The 16,794-nt window shown below is 60.2% G+C and carries 11 protein-coding genes and 1 tRNA gene; 6 read left to right on the forward strand and 6 right to left on the reverse strand.

Annotation, left to right across the window (positions count from 1 at the left end; all coding sequences use genetic code 11):
* The 5 genes from B4M48_RS14700 to B4M48_RS14725 all read right to left on the reverse strand — a co-directional run.
* Positions 1-7,514 (reverse strand): hemagglutinin repeat-containing protein (locus B4M48_RS14700; protein WP_288657101.1); only part of this gene is annotated, 7,514 nt, incomplete at its 3' end.
* A 12-nt stretch (positions 7,515-7,526) separates the two neighbouring features.
* Complete coding sequence (locus tag B4M48_RS14705) at positions 7,527-8,054, reverse strand: toxin-activating lysine-acyltransferase (RefSeq protein WP_071668960.1); 528 nt, start codon at positions 8,052-8,054, stop codon at positions 7,527-7,529.
* A gap of 2 nt (positions 8,055-8,056) precedes the next feature.
* Complete coding sequence (locus B4M48_RS14710) at positions 8,057-9,748, reverse strand: ShlB/FhaC/HecB family hemolysin secretion/activation protein (RefSeq protein ID WP_083429512.1); 1,692 nt, start codon at positions 9,746-9,748, stop codon at positions 8,057-8,059.
* A 553-nt stretch (positions 9,749-10,301) separates the two neighbouring features.
* Positions 10,302-10,378, reverse strand: a tRNA-Arg gene (locus tag B4M48_RS14720).
* A gap of 95 nt (positions 10,379-10,473) precedes the next feature.
* Positions 10,474-10,977 carry a DUF1198 family protein gene (locus B4M48_RS14725; RefSeq protein WP_039383074.1) on the reverse strand — a complete coding sequence of 168 codons (504 nt, stop codon included), beginning with the start codon at positions 10,975-10,977 and terminating at the stop codon, positions 10,474-10,476.
* 175 nt (positions 10,978-11,152) lie between these two features.
* On the opposite strand from B4M48_RS14725, the gene folD reads away from it, so the two are divergent.
* Both folD and ybcJ read left to right on the forward strand, forming a co-directional pair.
* Entirely contained in the window at positions 11,153-12,019 is an 867-nt protein-coding gene (folD, locus tag B4M48_RS14730) for a bifunctional methylenetetrahydrofolate dehydrogenase/methenyltetrahydrofolate cyclohydrolase FolD (protein ID WP_039383072.1), read from the forward strand.
* The gene (gene ybcJ / locus B4M48_RS14735; protein WP_039383070.1) at positions 12,019-12,231 is read left to right on the forward strand and encodes a ribosome-associated protein YbcJ; all 213 of its coding nucleotides are present in this window, start codon (positions 12,019-12,021) and stop codon (positions 12,229-12,231) included. Before folD ends, ybcJ begins: the two co-directional genes overlap by 1 nt.
* A gap of 33 nt (positions 12,232-12,264) precedes the next feature.
* Here ybcJ and cysS read toward each other — a convergent pair whose 3' ends face one another.
* Positions 12,265-13,650 carry a cysteine--tRNA ligase gene (gene cysS / locus B4M48_RS14740; RefSeq protein WP_071668953.1) on the reverse strand — a complete coding sequence of 462 codons (1,386 nt, stop codon included), beginning with the start codon at positions 13,648-13,650 and terminating at the stop codon, positions 12,265-12,267.
* Positions 13,651-13,865: 215 nt separating this feature from the next.
* Between cysS and ppiB the strand changes: the two genes are divergently transcribed.
* From ppiB to purK, 4 genes are all read left to right on the forward strand, one after another.
* Positions 13,866-14,360 (forward strand): peptidylprolyl isomerase B, encoded by a 495-nt coding sequence (gene ppiB, locus B4M48_RS14745; RefSeq protein WP_039383066.1) that lies wholly within the window; start codon positions 13,866-13,868, stop codon positions 14,358-14,360.
* Positions 14,360-15,076: a UDP-2,3-diacylglucosamine diphosphatase gene (locus B4M48_RS14750; RefSeq protein WP_288657105.1), complete on the forward strand. Its 717-nt coding sequence runs from the start codon at positions 14,360-14,362 to the stop codon at positions 15,074-15,076. Before ppiB ends, B4M48_RS14750 begins: the two co-directional genes overlap by 1 nt.
* A 131-nt stretch (positions 15,077-15,207) precedes the next feature.
* A complete protein-coding gene (purE, locus tag B4M48_RS14755; protein ID WP_039383061.1) occupies positions 15,208-15,717 on the forward strand; it encodes a 5-(carboxyamino)imidazole ribonucleotide mutase in 510 nt (169 codons plus the stop codon).
* A complete protein-coding gene (gene purK, locus B4M48_RS14760; protein ID WP_039383059.1) occupies positions 15,714-16,778 on the forward strand; it encodes a 5-(carboxyamino)imidazole ribonucleotide synthase in 1,065 nt (354 codons plus the stop codon). The genes purE and purK overlap by 4 nt, the downstream gene beginning before the upstream one ends.
* The last annotated feature ends 16 nt before the right edge of the window (positions 16,779-16,794 follow it).

The following is a 16,794-nucleotide window of genomic DNA, read 5'->3' on the forward strand; positions in this document are numbered from 1 at the left end:
ACCGCAGCCGTCGCCGCCTGTATACCCTGCTGAAGGGCGCTGCCCGTGCCGAAAGGCGCCGCGGCGGTTTTATAAGCCTGCTCCGCTATCTCCCCGGCTGCGGGGGTCAGGTTGCCCTTGCCGGCCAGCGCTGCCTTCGCGGCCTGAAGCGCGGCCGGGTCCCTCTTCGCCCTCTCGCCCGCTATCTGCCCCTCCGTGCGCGTGATGTCCGCCGCCTGGTTGCCGATTTCACCTATGAGCTGCGCCGCCTGCAGCCGGTTCTGCTCCCTCTCTTTATCGAATATCGGCGACAGCGTCTGGTTCGCGTGCGCGGCGTCGCGGCTCAGCCCGCTCACGTCCTGCGACTGCTTATCTCCGTCGCGGATAACCAGCGCGCCCCCGCTCACCGCCGCATTCGTCAGCGAGCTGCCGCTGCCGCTGTGGTTCGCCCCCGTCAGCAGCCCGTTCGCCATGTTCCCCGCAAACTGGCCGCCGATGCTGCCCCCGGTGCTCACGCCCGCGCTCTGATGCTCCACCTTATAGTCCGCCCGGTTTTCGATGTCGCGCCAGCCCAGCGTGCCCGTCTCCAGACGGTTTTTATCCGCCGTCGCCGTCGAGCCGATAACCGCGCCGTTCAGCTGCGTGTGCCCTCCAGCCGTCACGTCAAAGCCGCCTTTCCCCGCGAACAGGCCGGTCTGCTCCTCCACGCTCTGCCAGGTGCTGTGCATCTTATCCCGGCTCAGGTTCACGTTCGCCGAGCCGGTCATCGACCCGAAGGTGAAGCTGCCCCCGGCGCTGGCGCTCTGCTGCTTCGAGTCGTAGCGGTCGCTGTCCTGCTCGCTCGTCAGCGTCAGGTTGCGCGCCACGTCCGCCCTGATTTTTTCGCCGCTCACCTGCGCGCCCTGAAGCGTGGTGTCGCGCCCGCTTACCAGCGTCACCTCACGGCCCGCGCTCACCTGCGTTTCCGTGTGGGTGACGCCGCTGCCCTGCTCGCTGCCTTTTGCCTTATTTGCGCTGGCGGAGACGCTGATGCCCCAGCCGCCCTGACCCGCGCCGATGCCGATGCCCGCCGTGCCGCCGTGGCTCTCGTTTTTACCCTCCAGCGACGAGGTGTTCGCGGCCGACAGCAGGTTGAGGTCCCGGTTCGCCGACAGCAGCAGGTCTCTGCCCGCCTGCAGCTGGCTGCCCTGCACCGTCAGGTCACCACCGTGCCCTTTCACGCCGCTGCCGCGCGCCACCACGCTCAGATTATCGCCCGCCGTCAGGCTGCTGCCCTGTGCGGTGCGCTGCTCGCTGCGCTGTGTGGAAGTGGAAGACTGGCTACCGTAAGAGAGGCTGACGCCGATGGCGTTGTTGTTCTCCGGGCTGTCGCCCTGCGCCTCTGCCAGCCGGCCGGCCTGCACCGCCTGCACGCCGCTGAGCGCCGCTTTAGTACCCTGCAGCGCCGCCAGCCGTCCGCTGTCGGCAGACTTCGCCTCCTGCACCGTCTGCGCCGCCGTGTTCAGCGCGCTGCCTGCCGTGCCGGAAAGCGCCAGCGTCAGGCCCGAGGTTTTCTGCTCCACCCGGTGCGTCTGGCTGCTCTGGTTTTCCGCTGCGGTGATGCTCACCTCGCGGCCGTCCAGCGTCAGGTTTTTGCCCGCGATAAGATCGGAGCCGTTGATATCCAGCCGGTTGCCCGCTGTCAGCGACACGCTGCCGTTCACGCTGCCCACGGTGCTGCCCTGGCTGGTCGTCTCCTGCGCGGTGTCGGTGGTTTTCAGGCTCTGTTTGCCGTAACTGAAGCCGATACCGCCGGTGCCGGAAAACCCGCTCTTTTTCTCCTGCGCCAGATGCTGTTCACTGTTGCGTTCAGTCGCTCCGGTAACGCTGAGATCGTGGCCCGCCTGCAGAGAGAGATCGCCGGTACTCGCTATCTGGCTGCCCTGTACGCGCAGATCGTTGCCCGCCGCCACGGAAATAGTGTCGCCATTCAGCGAACTCCCCTGCGCCGTCTGACGCGAAATCTGGTCGCGTGTGGTTGTCGTGCTCTTCGACAGCCAGCCGCTGCTGCCCGTCGTCTTTTGCCGCTCGTCCAGATCCCGCGTGTTCTCGCCGTTTGTCAGTGTGACGTCATGTCCGGCGGTCAGCGCCAGCGCAACATCTGCCGACAGGGTGGCCGCGCGGGCATGAAAATCGTTGCCTGCCAGCAGCGAGAGGTCGCCCTTGCTGACGACTTCGCTGCCGATCTCCTGCGTATTGCCCTGCTTCAGGCTGTTATCGCTATCCCAGACAAGCGCGTCCCGATTCGCCGTACTGACAGTATTGAGCGTCAGATCGCGTCCGGCCTTAATCACCGTCTGGCTATTTTCGCCGCTGTTAACCACCTGCGCCGCCGTGAGAGTGATATCACGTCCGGCCTGCAGTATCAGCCGGCCGTCGTCGCCCTGCACGTACATGCCTGCCACGCTATCCACCGTGGTCCGGTCGAACTGGTTTTCACCGTTCCGGCTGCTCACGCTGCGGGTTGTGCTGACGGTATTGATATCCCGTCCGGCGCGGGCGAGCAGCGAGTCGGTTGCCCCGATCACGCCGCCGATGTTATTGATATCTGCGCGGGCGAGAAAATCGACACTGGCGCCTTTGATCGTCCCCGCCATGTTGGTGATATTACCGGCGCTCAGCTTCACCACTTCGCGCCCGGCCAGCGTACCGCTGTTAAACAGGCCACCGCCCAGGTTCAGGTTGAGGTTGCGGCCCGCAATCAGCGCACCGCTGCCATCGACATCGCCTGGCTGAATGCGCGCATACACCTGCGGTACCAGCACCGTCTGGCTGGAGCCATTCGGCAGTCTGACCTGCGCATTAACCAGCCAGACAATATCTTTTGTCAGCAGTCCCATCTGCTCAGGCGTCAGCGCCACGCCTGGCGTCAGGTGATAGCGCTGACTAAAGGCGATAGCGTTGTTCATCAGCGCCTTGTACTGATCTTCGTCGTTGGTAAAGCCGCCCAGGTAGCGCTGCCCTGTCAGATTCATGACCTGTTCCCGGATCAGCCGCTGCTCGTAATAGCCGTCACCCAGGCGCTTCAGTACGTTATCGCTGTTCTGCGTCAGGGCGTCCTGCATATAGTCGCTGCTCAGCCACTGCTTCTCCTGAGTAAAGCGCGGATCGGTCTCTACCAGATATTTACCGCCGGGAGAGGGATTGGTTCTGAACAGGCTGTTGTCCGGCAGGCGCGTATCGGGCCCGACGATGCGGATCACGCTTGCGTTCTCCCCCTGGCTGCCGGGCACATCAAAATGCTGGCCGGGTTTGAGCAGCGCGGCAATGTCAGGCATGCTGCCTGTGATATGGGCATTCACGCCGCCCGCACGCCCCGTCGTGGCGTCGGTTCCCTCTGTGCTCTGTGGGACGAGCGAAAGGGGGTTGCCGTTCAGTTCACCGTGATCGACCAGCTCTCCTGGCTTCAGGGCAATGGTCTCAATCACGTCCGGCGGCGTGTAATCCGATGTGCTGTCGCCCTGCTCGTCGCCACCTTTATGACGGATGCGCTTGTAGTGAGTCACCTTACCGACGTCAGTCGTGATTCGCTGGCCCGCCACCTCGACATTATTGAGGTCTTGCGCGTTTATCGTCAGCGTATTGCCCGCGATGATCTGACTCTTATCATTCAGCAACCGGTCAGCGTTTATCGTCAAATCACCGCCCGCGATAATCTTCGCCGGATCGCTTTCGGCGATCTGCGTCTCCTGCACCGTACGCGTGTAGTCATACTGGTAGAAGTTATCGTTATTGCTGCCGGTGTTGCCTGGCGTGTTGAGATTAAGCAGTGAGTCGGCCGAGTTGCGGTCAACAAAGACGCCCGGCTCGCCGGCTTTCCAGCGGACGGTATCGCCCGAGTGCTGATACCCGGTAATCGCCTCCGAAGACACGGTTACCAGCCCGGTGCTGAAACGATCGTTGACGTTATTGATTTCACCGGCAGCCATCTGCATGTTGCCCGCTGACTCGATGGTGGAGCTGTGATTACTGAGGGTGCCCGCTCTGCCGGTTGCCAGGCCGTCAGCATTCAGCTCACCGCCCAGCGCCATATCGCCGGCACTGTAGATCAGGCCGTGGTCACGATTGTTCAGCGTCTGCACGCCGATATCCACCCGCTCACGTCCCGCCAGCGTGGCGGCAGTGTCGTTTTCCGCCAGGTTGTTGAAAATATTAGCCTGTACGCCAACGCTGTCGCCATAGATCCGGCCACTGCCGATATTGGTCAGCACCGACGCCTTCAGCAGCGTCTGTTTGCCGTCGATCAGCCCATAGTTGGTCAGCTGTCCGCTAAGCGTCAGCCAGTTCTGTCCGGCATTGATTTCGCCGGTGGCAGCGTTCAGCAGGTGGGGGGCGCGCAGATCGAGCTTGCCGCCCGCCAGCAGTTTACCGCTGTTGTCAACATCGCCTGCGGTTGTGAAGTTGAAATTGCCGTTGGCAATCATCTCGCCACGGTTGTTCAGGCTCTGCTGGCTGACCAGCGTGATGTCACCCAGGGAGAGGATCTGTCCGTCACCCGCCAGGCGATCGGCACGGATCGTTAGCGATCGGCCCGCTTTAAGGACGCCCTCCCGATTTTCCAGCGTCAGACTATTGCTCTGAGGCTGCGCCACTCTGAAGCTGCGCAGGCGACTCTCCGGCGTCAGGTCATTGCTCTGCAGCAGCAGATCTTCTCCGGCCGAAATCGCACCCTGCCGGTTATCGACCGAGCCACGGCTGCTGATGGTCAGTTGCCGATCGGCCAGTAACATGCCGCGCTGATTGAACACATCGTCGCTGTTAATCCGCAGGCTGGCCGCTTCAATCCCCTGCTGATCACCCTGAGTATCCTGATTGTTCAGCTGCAATGCGTTCAGCACGGCGTTCGCGCCGCTGCGAATCAGGCCGCCCGCATTGTCTATTATGCTCTGCGCACTCACCAGCAGATCGCCAATGCTCTGGATCTCTCCGCCACGGTTATCCAGACGCGCCATTTCCAGCGAAGCCGCCAGCTCGCTGACGATGCGCCCGCCGCTGCGGTTATACACTTCGCCACTCTGCAGCGTAAGATCGCCTTTCGCGCCCACGGTTCCGGCCTGATTGTCGATCGCGCCGCTGTGCAGATGAAGATCGCTAGGGCTGTAGAGGGTGCCGCTCTGGTTATCGATCGCCTGGCCGTGGCTGTCGATAAGCACGCTACCGCCCTGCAGCAGACCTGCCCGGTTGTTGAACGCAGAGTGCGTGTCGAGGCTGAGCTGCTCCTGTGCCACCAGCGTGCCAGCGGCATTATTCAGGCTGCCAGCCGCCAGTTGCAACGCTTTTCCGCTCAGCGTCAGACCCTGCGTATTGTTTATCTGTCCGGCGCGGATAAGCATGTCGCCCTGGCTGATCACGCCGCCTTTTTCGCCGCTGTTCTGATTAAGCAGCGTCTCTGCGCCGATATCAAGCTGCGCACCGCTCTGGATAAGGCCGCCGTCACGATTATCGAGCGTATCGCCGCGCAGCGTCAGCGCCTGCTGCGCCACCAGCTGACCGTCACGGTTATCCAGTAAGCGGGCTTCCACATGCCCGGTGTCGCTACTGACTATCCTGCCCTGACCGTTCTGCAGCGCATCCGCCGTGACGCGCAGCGTCTTACCCGCCCTCACAACGCCCTGCTGATTAGCCAGCTGTGCGCCTCGCAGACTGAGATCGCCTTCACTCGCGATAAAGCCCTGCCGGTTCGCCAGGCTGTCCGCGTTGATATCAATCTGCCGGGCCGAGGTGGTGCCGCTATCAAGATCGACATCGCCACCGCGCAGGGTGAGCTGACCATTTGAGCGCAGCGATCCCTTACTGCCGCGCAGATTACCGGTGGTGATCGACAGTGTGCCACGGCCTGTATGGGTGATGTCACCCGACTGGTTAGCGATCGCAGCCGCATTGAGCGTCAGGTTGTCGCTGTTAGTCGCGATACGGCCGCCCTGATTATTCAGGCTGCCCGCGAAACTAAGCGTGAGATCGTCACGGCCGGTTTGCAGGATCTGACCCTGCTGGCTGGAGAGATCGCGCGCCTGCAGGTTGAGCTTGCTGGCTGTCAGCGTGGCGCCATCGTTGTTCAGCATTTTTCCGGTGCGCGCGGTGAGCTGCTGCTGCGCGGTCAGGGTGCCGCTGCGCGTCACGATATCGCCCTCGCGGGCGTCGAGCGTCAGGTTTTTCCCCTCGGTACGGCTGCCGCTGAGGTCAATAGTCTGTCCGCGTGCGCTCAGGCTGCCGCCGGCCAGGTTTTTCCCCTGCGCGCGAAGCTGGCCCGTTGTCGTCAGGGTCAGATTGCCCGATTCACCAGGCCTGCCGTCATCCTGCACACCTGCCGCGAGAACGCCTGAAGCCGTGCTGTTGAGGCTGCCAGCCTGCAGCGTAACGTCATTGCGTGCCACAACAGAGCCGCGGTTCTGCACATCTGCCGCACTGGTTACCGACGCTTTTCCGCCAGAAAAGATCGTACCGCTGTTGCTGACCCCTTGCCGCGCGGCGAGCTGCAGATCGCTACGGCTCTGAATAGCGCCGCTGTTCTCAATGCGGCCATCAGCGGTGATAACCACCGAACCCGCCTGCGCGCCAATATTGCCCGCATTGCGAACGCCGACGCCCCTCTCCGTGCCGACCAGACGGATTTTTCCGGCATACATGCCGCCCAGGCTGGAGACATCAAGCGCCATCCGGGGTTCTGTAGCGGGCTCGTCGCTCTGCTTCGTGACCTGCTGGTGTGCGGCATCCACCTTGTTTCGTCCGGTGGTGACGCGAAGATCCCTGGCCCAGACGCTGGCATTGACCTTCACCGATCGGGCAATAATGTCGGTATAGTCCTGGCGTGAGCTGTCCATCCCCGCCCCTTCGACCACCACTTCACCGCGTTCAACGTTAAAGCCCGTCAGGTTGCCATTGTTGAGCTGCGCCTGTCCGGTGGTCAGGGTGCCGCGACTGGCATTGATAAATCCGCAGCCGTTGCAGGTGATCCCGGACGGGTTGGCGATAACGACCTGGGCTTTCTGACCCGCGACTTCAACAAAGCCGTTGAGGCGGCTGGGATTGCGTGAGTTAACCTCATTCAGGATCACTTTGGCTTCGCCCCGGGCCAGCCAGGGATTGCCGCTTACCATACCGCCGAGTTCGGTCTGAACGTTTTTGTGGGAGTTGTTGAGGATCGCTCCCCGCTTTCCGACATCAAACTGACTATACGTATTGCGGGAAACACCGCCTGCGGAGGGCGTCTGGATATTGATCTGCGGCGTACCGCTGGCGCTGTTTATTATCGTGGGCCGCTGGCCGCCAGGCGCCTGTGCATCTGCCACAATGGCGGCGCTGGCAGGCTGTATCACGCCCATCGCCAGCCAGAGACTAAAACATAATGCGCCGACTCGGCCAGTGAGGCTGCTAAGCATGTGGCTGAGACCTGACGCGCGTGCGCTGCCGGCCCGGCCTGATTTAGCAATATCCGGCACCACCATCAGCATGCCGCGGACTGTGTTAAAAATCACGCGGTAGCGATTTTTGTTCATCTAATATCCTTATCAGATTTGCGGTAACGCGGCGGCGAGCGGATGCTGCTGGCGCCACGTTTTTGCCGCTTTATGGGTCACGCGGCTGCCATGAAAGTTGAATACGCGCCTGCCGCGCTGCTCACCGCGGTGATCTAATGCCCGCCAGCAGGCATGAGGAAAGAGATCGCGCCGGATCAGGCGACTCATCGCTACGGTATGGCCAAATGGCGCGATCCAGTCGCAGCACCACATGCGTGTGCCACTGTTCCACGCGTCAGGCGGAAAATGGATAGCGGGCCGTGTAAGATAAAGCGCTTCGGCTTCTTCGTTCAGCCAGGCCCAGCTGAAGAAAAAAACCGGCGTACCGGCTTCAGCCACCAGCACATATTGTCGCTGTTTGATGATCGGCAGCAGCAGCGTCGGCAGGGCGTGCAGCGGCGCATCACGATGCAGCGGCGAGTGCATCCAGAGCCACACCGCCGATCCCAGTATTTCCGCTTCACTCTCTTCACCGCCCAGAATCAGAGGTGATTTAACCTCATACTTGCCTGCGCGCATTCTCAGTAGCTCCAGTTGAGGTTGAAGCCGAGCGTGACGCTGCTGGTGCGTAAACCGTCAGGCTTCGACAGCGGCGTCCCGATAAACAGGTCATAACCGGTATTCCAGGCCTGACCGCGCAGCCCCGCCACCCCGCCCGCCAGATGCTGGCCGGTCAGCAGCTCACTGCCCGCGCCGCCCACCTCGCCATAGTCCGCGCCCAGGTAGAACTCCTGTGCAGGCAGCGGCGTACTCCAGGCGATGTCATTGCGGACGAACCAGCCGCGGCTCGCGTTCAGCGTGCGTTCGCCGTCGAAACCGCGCACAGTCCAGCGGTTACCTATCGAAAACTGCTCCTGCGGCGTGAGCGGCGTATTACTCATCTGACGCAGGTATTGCGCACCGTAGCGAAAATGCTGGCTGCCGATGCTGAACGGCAGGCTGAACTGCGCATTGAGCTGAACGATTTTGCTCAGCGCCGTCGCCTCGCCGAAATACTCCTCGGGTGCGGGCTGGGCACCGAACCAGCGCGTGCCGCGCTGATAGCTGATGCCCGCATCCAGCGTCGCCTGGCGGATATAGTGGCGGTGTTGCAGACCGATACGCCACGCCGCCGTCTGGCGATGCTGCACCTGAACTTCGGTGTCGTTGATATAGTTGCGGGTTTCGCGCGTCAGGACGTCATAGGTCAGCGAGGTTTTTTGCGAGCCGCTGCGATGCAGTACCCGGCTAAGCTGTAAATCGAGGCTCTGACTTTTTCCGCTATAGCGGTAGTCCTGATGGGTTCCGGCGACCGTCTGGTGATAGTCATAGTCGCTGGCCGTTGCGGAGAACATCCAGTATCCAAACGGCACCGAGTAGTGGCCGATGACGTTTTTGCTGCCTTTACCGCCTTTGCCCTGCAGATCGTGCGTGGCCGACAGATAAAAAAGATCGCTCAGCGCAAAAGGGTTATCGAGCGACAGCGTGACGCCACCCAGATAGCGTCCGGTGCTGCGCGTACCGGAATCATCCAGCGAGAGACCGAGGCGCCACATCTTTTTCTGCTGCCAGCGTACCTCTATATCGCTCTCGCCCGGCTGTTCACCGGGCACGACCGACATATCGGCTACCACGGTCGGCAGCCGTTGCAGGTTTTCCAGCCCCTGTTCGATATCACGCAAATCCAGCAGATTACCGTCGCGGGCAGGAAATGCGCTGTAGAGCCACAGATAACGATCGCTACCCGGCGTCAGTCTGGCCTCCCGCACGTAACCGGGCAGGATCACCAGCCGTAGCGTGCCGCTGTTAAGGTCCTGCGAAGGTGCCAGCACCCGCGTAGTAACATAGCCATGATCAACCAGCCGGTTTTGCAGCGTACTCATCAGCAGATTAATGCCGCGCCCGCCCAGGCACTTTCCCTGCGCCTGGCTGGCAATAGCGTTAAGCGGCAGCCAGTGCGGCAGCGCCTGCTGCCCTTCAAGCACGATACGCGTGAGAGGAAAGCAGGGTTTTTCTGCAGGAAAAGAGAGGCGGCCAAAACCAGAAGCGGGCGGTGAAAGTCGCACATCAGGCGCTTTCGGCTCTATCTGCTGCTCCAGCGCCCGCTGGCGCTGTTGCTGCTGCCGGACCTGTTCACCTGCATCAGGCAAGGGCTCCGCAGTGGCCTCGCTGGTTATAAAAGCAGCAACCAGAAAAGAGAAACAGAGCGTAATTGATGTATCAGATGAAACCATCAGACAATCCTTGTCACGTAAACTAAACGCAAATCTTATTAATTAATATAAAAATTGCCGCATATTATTCACGAAAATGACCTGATAACAACGTCAGCATGGTTTTTTTTTAAGCCAGATAATTCAGACTGATTAATCATTCTGCTAATTTTTCCGGGATGTATGTTATGCAGCAGCGAGAGAAGAGAGAGGCGAAAAAAAGGGCCATTATTTACTGAAAGGCCGGACTGCTGGCAAAAGCGCATCCGTCTGCTGACTCAGGATAGGGGCGAAAAATGCCGGATAGCGGCTATCAGGCCCGGTTTGCCTGTTGCAAAAAGGCAGCTGATATCGGATATGAGAATGGCCGGGCGGCGTGGCTGGTTTTTAAGCTCAGGAGTGATGCATGCAGACGGGAGCGCATAGAAAGGGTGCAGCGAAATGCTCACCTGGCGCCTGATTACCTTACCGGGCACATGCGCAAAATTGACTTACTTTTAGGAGTCAGCGACACAAATATGACACAAGGAGAAATCAGGTTAGTTTGAAGCTGGCGTAACTGCTTGATTTGACTTGGCGCGCCCTACAGGATTCGAACCTGTGACCTACGGCTTAGAAGGCCGGTGCTCTATCCAGCTGAGCTAAGGGCGCTGAGGAGTTGGGTCGGATTATACGTCGGGAAGCGGGTACGTCAACGTTTTTGCCGTTTCTGTGCAGCGGAGTGCTGCGGGAATAACCAATTTGCATCAATGGCGTTTGCGCCATTCGCTGAGCGACACGAGATTACTGGTGCCGGTGGATTCCCCTTCCAGCTCAATCCCTTGTGGCGTAAAGCGCGCATTATATTGCTCACGCCGCGCGTGCAGCTCCTGGCTGTCCGGCTCCAGCTGGCGCAGAAAGCCCAGCGCGAGCAGCAGCTGCTGGCGGCTGATGAGTGCCGGGAAACCGGCGCGGCTGAGGATCGCATGCCAGCGCTGGCTGTTCTCCTCGCTGCCGTCAACAATCAGTACCTGCCAGATCAGCAGTACCGCTGCGCCATTGTGCAGATGCGTTTCGTTATCGCGGCTGAGGTAGTCGGTAAACTCTTTCGCCGCCTCTTTCCCCATCATCGAGAGCATTGACTCCACCTGTACCGGCGGCAGCTGCAGCCGCTTGCTGAGCCGCTGGGCAGCGTGACGTGAGGCGGCGGTGATCAGCTGAAATCCAGCCACAAACACCACTGCCAGAGTGGCAAGCATTATCCAGATCATTACATCGTTCCCAGAGTGTCCTGCAGATATCATACCCATGCAGGCTGGCACGCGTCACCACGAAAAAAGCCTGAAAGCGCGCAGGCTGCTGAAACTGTGACTGACAGCTGCCCGCGCTTCTGCCAGAATAGGCACCATCCCCGATTTAACTCTCTACAGATGGATTTCCTCTCTGATGGCAGCAAAAATTATTGACGGTAAAACGATTGCGCAGCAGGTGCGTAGCGAAGTTGCGGAAAAAGTGCAGCAGCGCCTGGCGGCGGGCAAACGTGCGCCGGGTCTGGCCGTGATCCTGGTGGGCGAAAATCCCGCTTCGCAGATCTACGTCACGCATAAACGTCGCGCCTGCGAAGAGGTGGGCTTTGTCTCCCGTGCTTATAACCTGCCCGACTCCACCGGCGAAAGCGAGCTGCTGACGCTGATTGATGAGCTGAACAGTGACCCGGCGATTGACGGCATTCTGGTGCAGCTGCCGCTGCCGGCCGGTATCGACAACGTCAAGGTGCTGGAGCGCATCACGCCGGATAAAGATGTGGATGGTTTCCATCCCTATAACGTGGGTCGCCTCTGCCAGCGTGCGCCGAAACTGCGTCCCTGCACGCCGCGCGGTATTATCACGCTGCTGGAGCGTTATAACATCGATACCTATGGCCTGAACGCCGTAGTGGTCGGCGCGTCTAACATCGTTGGCCGCCCGATGAGCATGGAGCTGCTGCTGGCAGGCTGTACCACGACGGTTACTCACCGCTTCACCCGCGATCTGCGCCATCACGTGGAGCACGCCGATCTGCTGGTCGTGGCCGTGGGCAAGCCCGGTTTTATTCCGGGTGACTGGATCAAACCAGGCGCGGTGGTGATTGACGTCGGCATCAACCGGCTGGAGAGCGGTAAAGTGGTGGGCGACGTTGATTTTGCCGCTGCCGCTGAGCGCGCCTCTTACATTACGCCAGTCCCGGGCGGGGTCGGGCCGATGACGGTAGCCACTTTAATTGAAAACACGCTGCTGGCGTGCGAAGCGTATCACGACGTGGAGGAAGCATAATGGCGAGTTTCTCACTGGGTAAACATCAGCACGTTGATCTGTGCGATCTGCTGAAGCTGGAAGGCTGGGTAGAGAGCGGCGCGCAGGCCAAAGCGGTGATTGATGAAGGTGAAGTGCGCGTGAACGGGGCGATTGAAACGCGCAAGCGCTGTAAAATCGTCGCCGGACAGACGGTAGAGTTTGCCGGCCAGCGCATAACGGTGGTCGCATAGCAAAAAGGGCGAACCCGGGTTCGCCCTTTTTTCTTATTTACGTCGCCAGGTGGTGCCCTGCGGACCATCTTCCAGCACAATGCCGAGTACGTTGAGCCGGTCACGTGCCACATCCGCCTGCGCCCAGTCTTTCGCCTGACGCGCGTCGTTGCGCATTTTGATCAGCTGCTCAATCTCTGCTACTTCGTCATTATTCGTCTGCGCGCCGCTCTGCAGAAACAGCTCCGGATCCTGCTGCAGGATCCCCAGTACGTTCGCCAGCTCGCGCAATCTGGCCGCCAGCCCGTCAGCCGCCGCTTTATCTTCACTCTTCAGACGGTTCACGTCGCGCGCCATATCAAACAGCACCGAGTAGGCTTCAGGCGTGTTGAAGTCGTCATCCATCGCCGCGCGGAAACGCGCTTCAAAGGCCTCACCACCGGCAGGCTCTGCGCCGGTATCGGTATGCCGTAACGCGGTATACAGACGCTCCAGCGCCGCACGCGCCTGATTGAGGTTATCTTCACCGTAGTTAAGCTGGCTGCGATAGTGCCCCGACATCAGGAAATAGCGTACGGTTTCGGCATCATAGTGCTGCAGCACATCGCGCACGGTGAAGAAGTTACCGAGGGATTTTGACATCTTCTCACGGTCAACCATCACCATCCCGGAGTGCATCCAGTAATTGACATAGGGACCGTCGTGCGCGCAGGTGGACTGCGCCACTTCATTTTCGTGATGCGGAAACATCAGGTCAGAGCCGCCGCCGTGAATATCAAAGTGGCTGCCAAGCTGCTTGCAGTTCATGGCGGAGCACTCGATGTGCCAGCCCGGACGACCGTTGCCCCACGGCGATTCCCATGACGGCTCATCGGCTTTGGACATCTTCCACAGCACGAAATCCATCGGGTTACGTTTTACCTCTGCCACTTCCACGCGGGCGCCCGCCTGCAGCTGCTCCAGATCCTGACGCGACAGCGCGCCATAACCGGTATCGCTCAGCACATCAAACATTACATCGCCGTTCTCCGCCACGTAGGCGTGACCGCGTTCAATCAGCCGCTCCACCAGCTCAATAATTTCCGCGATATGGCGCGTGGCACGTGGTTCCAGGTCCGGCGGCAGGATGCCCAGTGCGGCAAAATCCTGGTGCATCTCCGCAATCATGCGGTTGGTCAGCGTCTCAATGGTTTCGCCATTTTCGTTAGCGCGGCGAATAATTTTGTCATCGATATCAGTGATATTACGCACATACTTCAGCTGATAGCCACTATAGCGCAGGTAGCGCGCCACTACGTCAAATGCCACAAACGTACGCCCGTGGCCGATATGACAGAGGTCGTAAACCGTAATACCACACACATACATGCCGATTTCACCAGCATGAATAGGTTTAAATTCCTCTTTCTGTCGACTCAGGGTGTTATAGATCTTTAGCATTGAACGATTCCGTTTTTATCGTGTGCGGGAGACGCCTTCTTTGGTAGCCTGATATTGTGCCGTATTTTTCTGACTTGTGCATCGCTGAGATACCAGATGCTGTCGCCCTGCTGACGCGTTCCGGGAAATTATGTTATAAGAGGCGTCGACAAAATGCCCGTCCGCACGCGAACGCGGCAACTGATATTGAATACAACCTCCACAGGACGAATATAATGGTCACTTTCCAGACGAACCATGGCGATATCGTAATCAAAACCTTTGATGATAAAGCGCCGGCCACCGTACAGAACTTCCTGGACTACTGCCGTGAAGGTTTTTATGACAACACTATTTTCCACCGTGTCATCAATGGCTTTATGGTTCAGGGCGGCGGTTTTGAACCGGGCATGAAGCAGAAAGCCACCAAAGCTGAAATCCGCAACGAAGCGAACAACGGCCTGAAAAACACCAAAGGCACGCTGGCGATGGCGCGCACTCAGGCTCCGCACTCGGCAACCGCACAGTTCTTCATCAACGTTGCTGACAATGACTTCCTGAACTTCCGCGACGAAAGCCTGCAGGGCTGGGGTTACTGCGTGTTTGCTGAAGTGGTTGAAGGGATGGATGTTGTCGAAAAAATCAAAGCGGTGAAAACCGGCCGCAGCGGTATGCATCAGGACGTGCCAACCGAAGACGTTGTCATCCAGAAAGTGACCGTCAGCGAGTAATGTCGCGCACGCTGTTTATCGCAGATCTCCATCTGTGTCAGGAAGAACCGGCAATTACTGCCGGTTTTCTGCATTTTTTGCAGGGTGAAGCGCAGCAGTGCGAGGCGCTTTACATCCTGGGCGATCTGTTTGAAGCCTGGATTGGCGATGACGATCCCAATCCGCTGCATCAGCAGATCGCCACCGCCCTGCGCGCCCTGCCGGTGCCGGTGTATTTTATTCACGGCAATCGCGATTTTCTGCTGGGCAAACGCTTTGCCCGCGCCAGCGGCATGACGCTATTGCCCGAGGAGCAGGTGCTGGAGCTGTATGGTCAGCGCGTGCTGATTATGCACGGCGACACGCTCTGCACGGACGATGCTGGCTATCAGCGCTTTCGCGCAAAGGTACACCAGCGCTGGCTGCAGCGGCTGTTTCTGGCGCTGCCACTGCGTCTGCGGTTGCGCATTGCGGTCAGAATGCGCGCCGGCAGCCAGCAGGCAAACCAGCATAAATCGCTGGCCATTATGGATGTGAATCCGCAGGCGGTGGCGGCAGCCATGCAGCGCCAGCAGGCCCCGCTGCTGATCCACGGCCATACGCACCGGCCGGAAATCCACACGCTCCCTCTGAATGGTCTTCCCGCGCAGCGCGCCGTTCTTGGGGCATGGCACGATGCAGGCTCGATGATTCAGCTGGACGCCAGCGGCGTAAAACTGATCGCCTTCCCCTTCTGATTTCGCGGGTGCAATTGCCCGTTTTCTGGCCGCGCAACCGTTTTCCTTGCTGCTATCTCATGCTATCCTCTGTGCCCTTCTTACCTGCCTCACCGGCCAGGTTCGTTTGTCTATTCACAGGAGTTGACCGCATGTCATCCACTGCCGCCCCGGCCCGTATCGCTATCGTCATGGGTTCCAGAAGTGACTGGGCTACCATGCAGTTCGCCGAGGAAATTCTCAACAGCCTGGACGTTCCCTTTCACGTGGAGGTGGTTTCTGCCCACCGCACCCCGGACAAGCTGTTCAGTTTTGCTGAAGGTGCTGCTGCGCATGGCTACCAGGTGATTATTGCGGGCGCCGGCGGTGCTGCGCATCTGCCCGGCATGATCGCAGCAAAAACGCTGGTGCCGGTGCTGGGCGTACCGGTGCAGAGCGCCGCGCTGAGCGGTGTTGACAGCCTCTACTCGATTGTACAGATGCCGCGCGGCATTCCGGTGGGTACGCTGGCCATTGGCAAAGCGGGCGCAGCCAACGCGGCGCTGCTGGCCGCGCAGATCCTGGCCACCCACGATGCGGCACTGGCATCGCGTCTCACCGCGTGGCGTCAGGCGCAGACCGATGAGGTGCTGGAGAATCCGGATCCGCGGGGTGAGGCATGAAGCCGGTATGCGTACTGGGTAACGGTCAGCTGGGCCGTATGCTGCGCCAGGCGGCTGAGCCGCTGGGCATTGCGGTCTATCCGGTGGGACTGGATGCGGAGCCCGCCTCGCTGCCCATTGCAGAGAGCGTGATCACCGCCGAGATTGAACGCTGGCCGGAAACCGCCCTGACGCGCGAGCTCGCCCGCCACCCCGCCTTTGTGAACCGCGATATCTTCCCGCGCCTTGCCGACCGTTTGACGCAGAAGCAGCTGCTGGATGAGCTTGGTCTGGCTACCGCACCGTGGCAGCTGCTGGCCGCACCTGATGAGTGGCCGGCGGTGTTTGAGAAGCTGGGCGAACTGGCGATTGTCAAACGCCGCACCGGCGGTTATGACGGTCGCGGCCAGTGGCGGCTGCGGGCGGATGAAACAGAGACGTTACCCGCTGAGTGCTATGGCGAGTGCATTGTTGAACAGGGCATCAATTTCAGCGGTGAGGTTTCGCTGGTAGGCGCGCGCGGTCAGGATGGCAGCATGGTGTTCTACCCGCTGACACACAACCTGCACGAAGAGGGCATTCTGCGCACCAGCGTGGCGTTCCCGCAGGCGGATAGTGCACAGCAGCAGCAGGCGGAAACCATGCTGCGCGCCATTATGCAGGCGCTGGATTACGTGGGCGTCATGGCGATGGAGTGCTTTATCACGCCGCAGGGGCTGCTGATTAATGAGCTGGCACCGCGCGTGCACAACAGCGGTCACTGGACGCAGAACGGCGCGTCCATCAGCCAGTTTGAGCTGCATCTGCGCGCCATCCTTGGCCTGCCGCTGCCGCAGCCGGCGGTGTTCGCACCCTCGGTGATGGTGAACCTGATCGGCAGCGACGTAAACCACGCCTGGCTGGCGCAGCCGCTGGTGCATCTGCACTGGTATGGCAAAGAGGTCCGGCCTGGCCGCAAGGTGGGACACCTGAATCTCACTGACAGTGAGCCATCACGTCTTGCCACTGCCCTGCACGCGCTGCAGCCGCTGCTGCCGCCGGAATACGCCTCGGGCCTCGCCTGGGCGCAGGCGAAGCTCTGAGTTGCTGACGGGATCC

This window comes from Pantoea sp. UBA6567 (genome assembly GCF_002434165.1).
GTDB lineage: Bacteria > Pseudomonadota > Gammaproteobacteria > Enterobacterales > Enterobacteriaceae > Pantoea > Pantoea eucrina.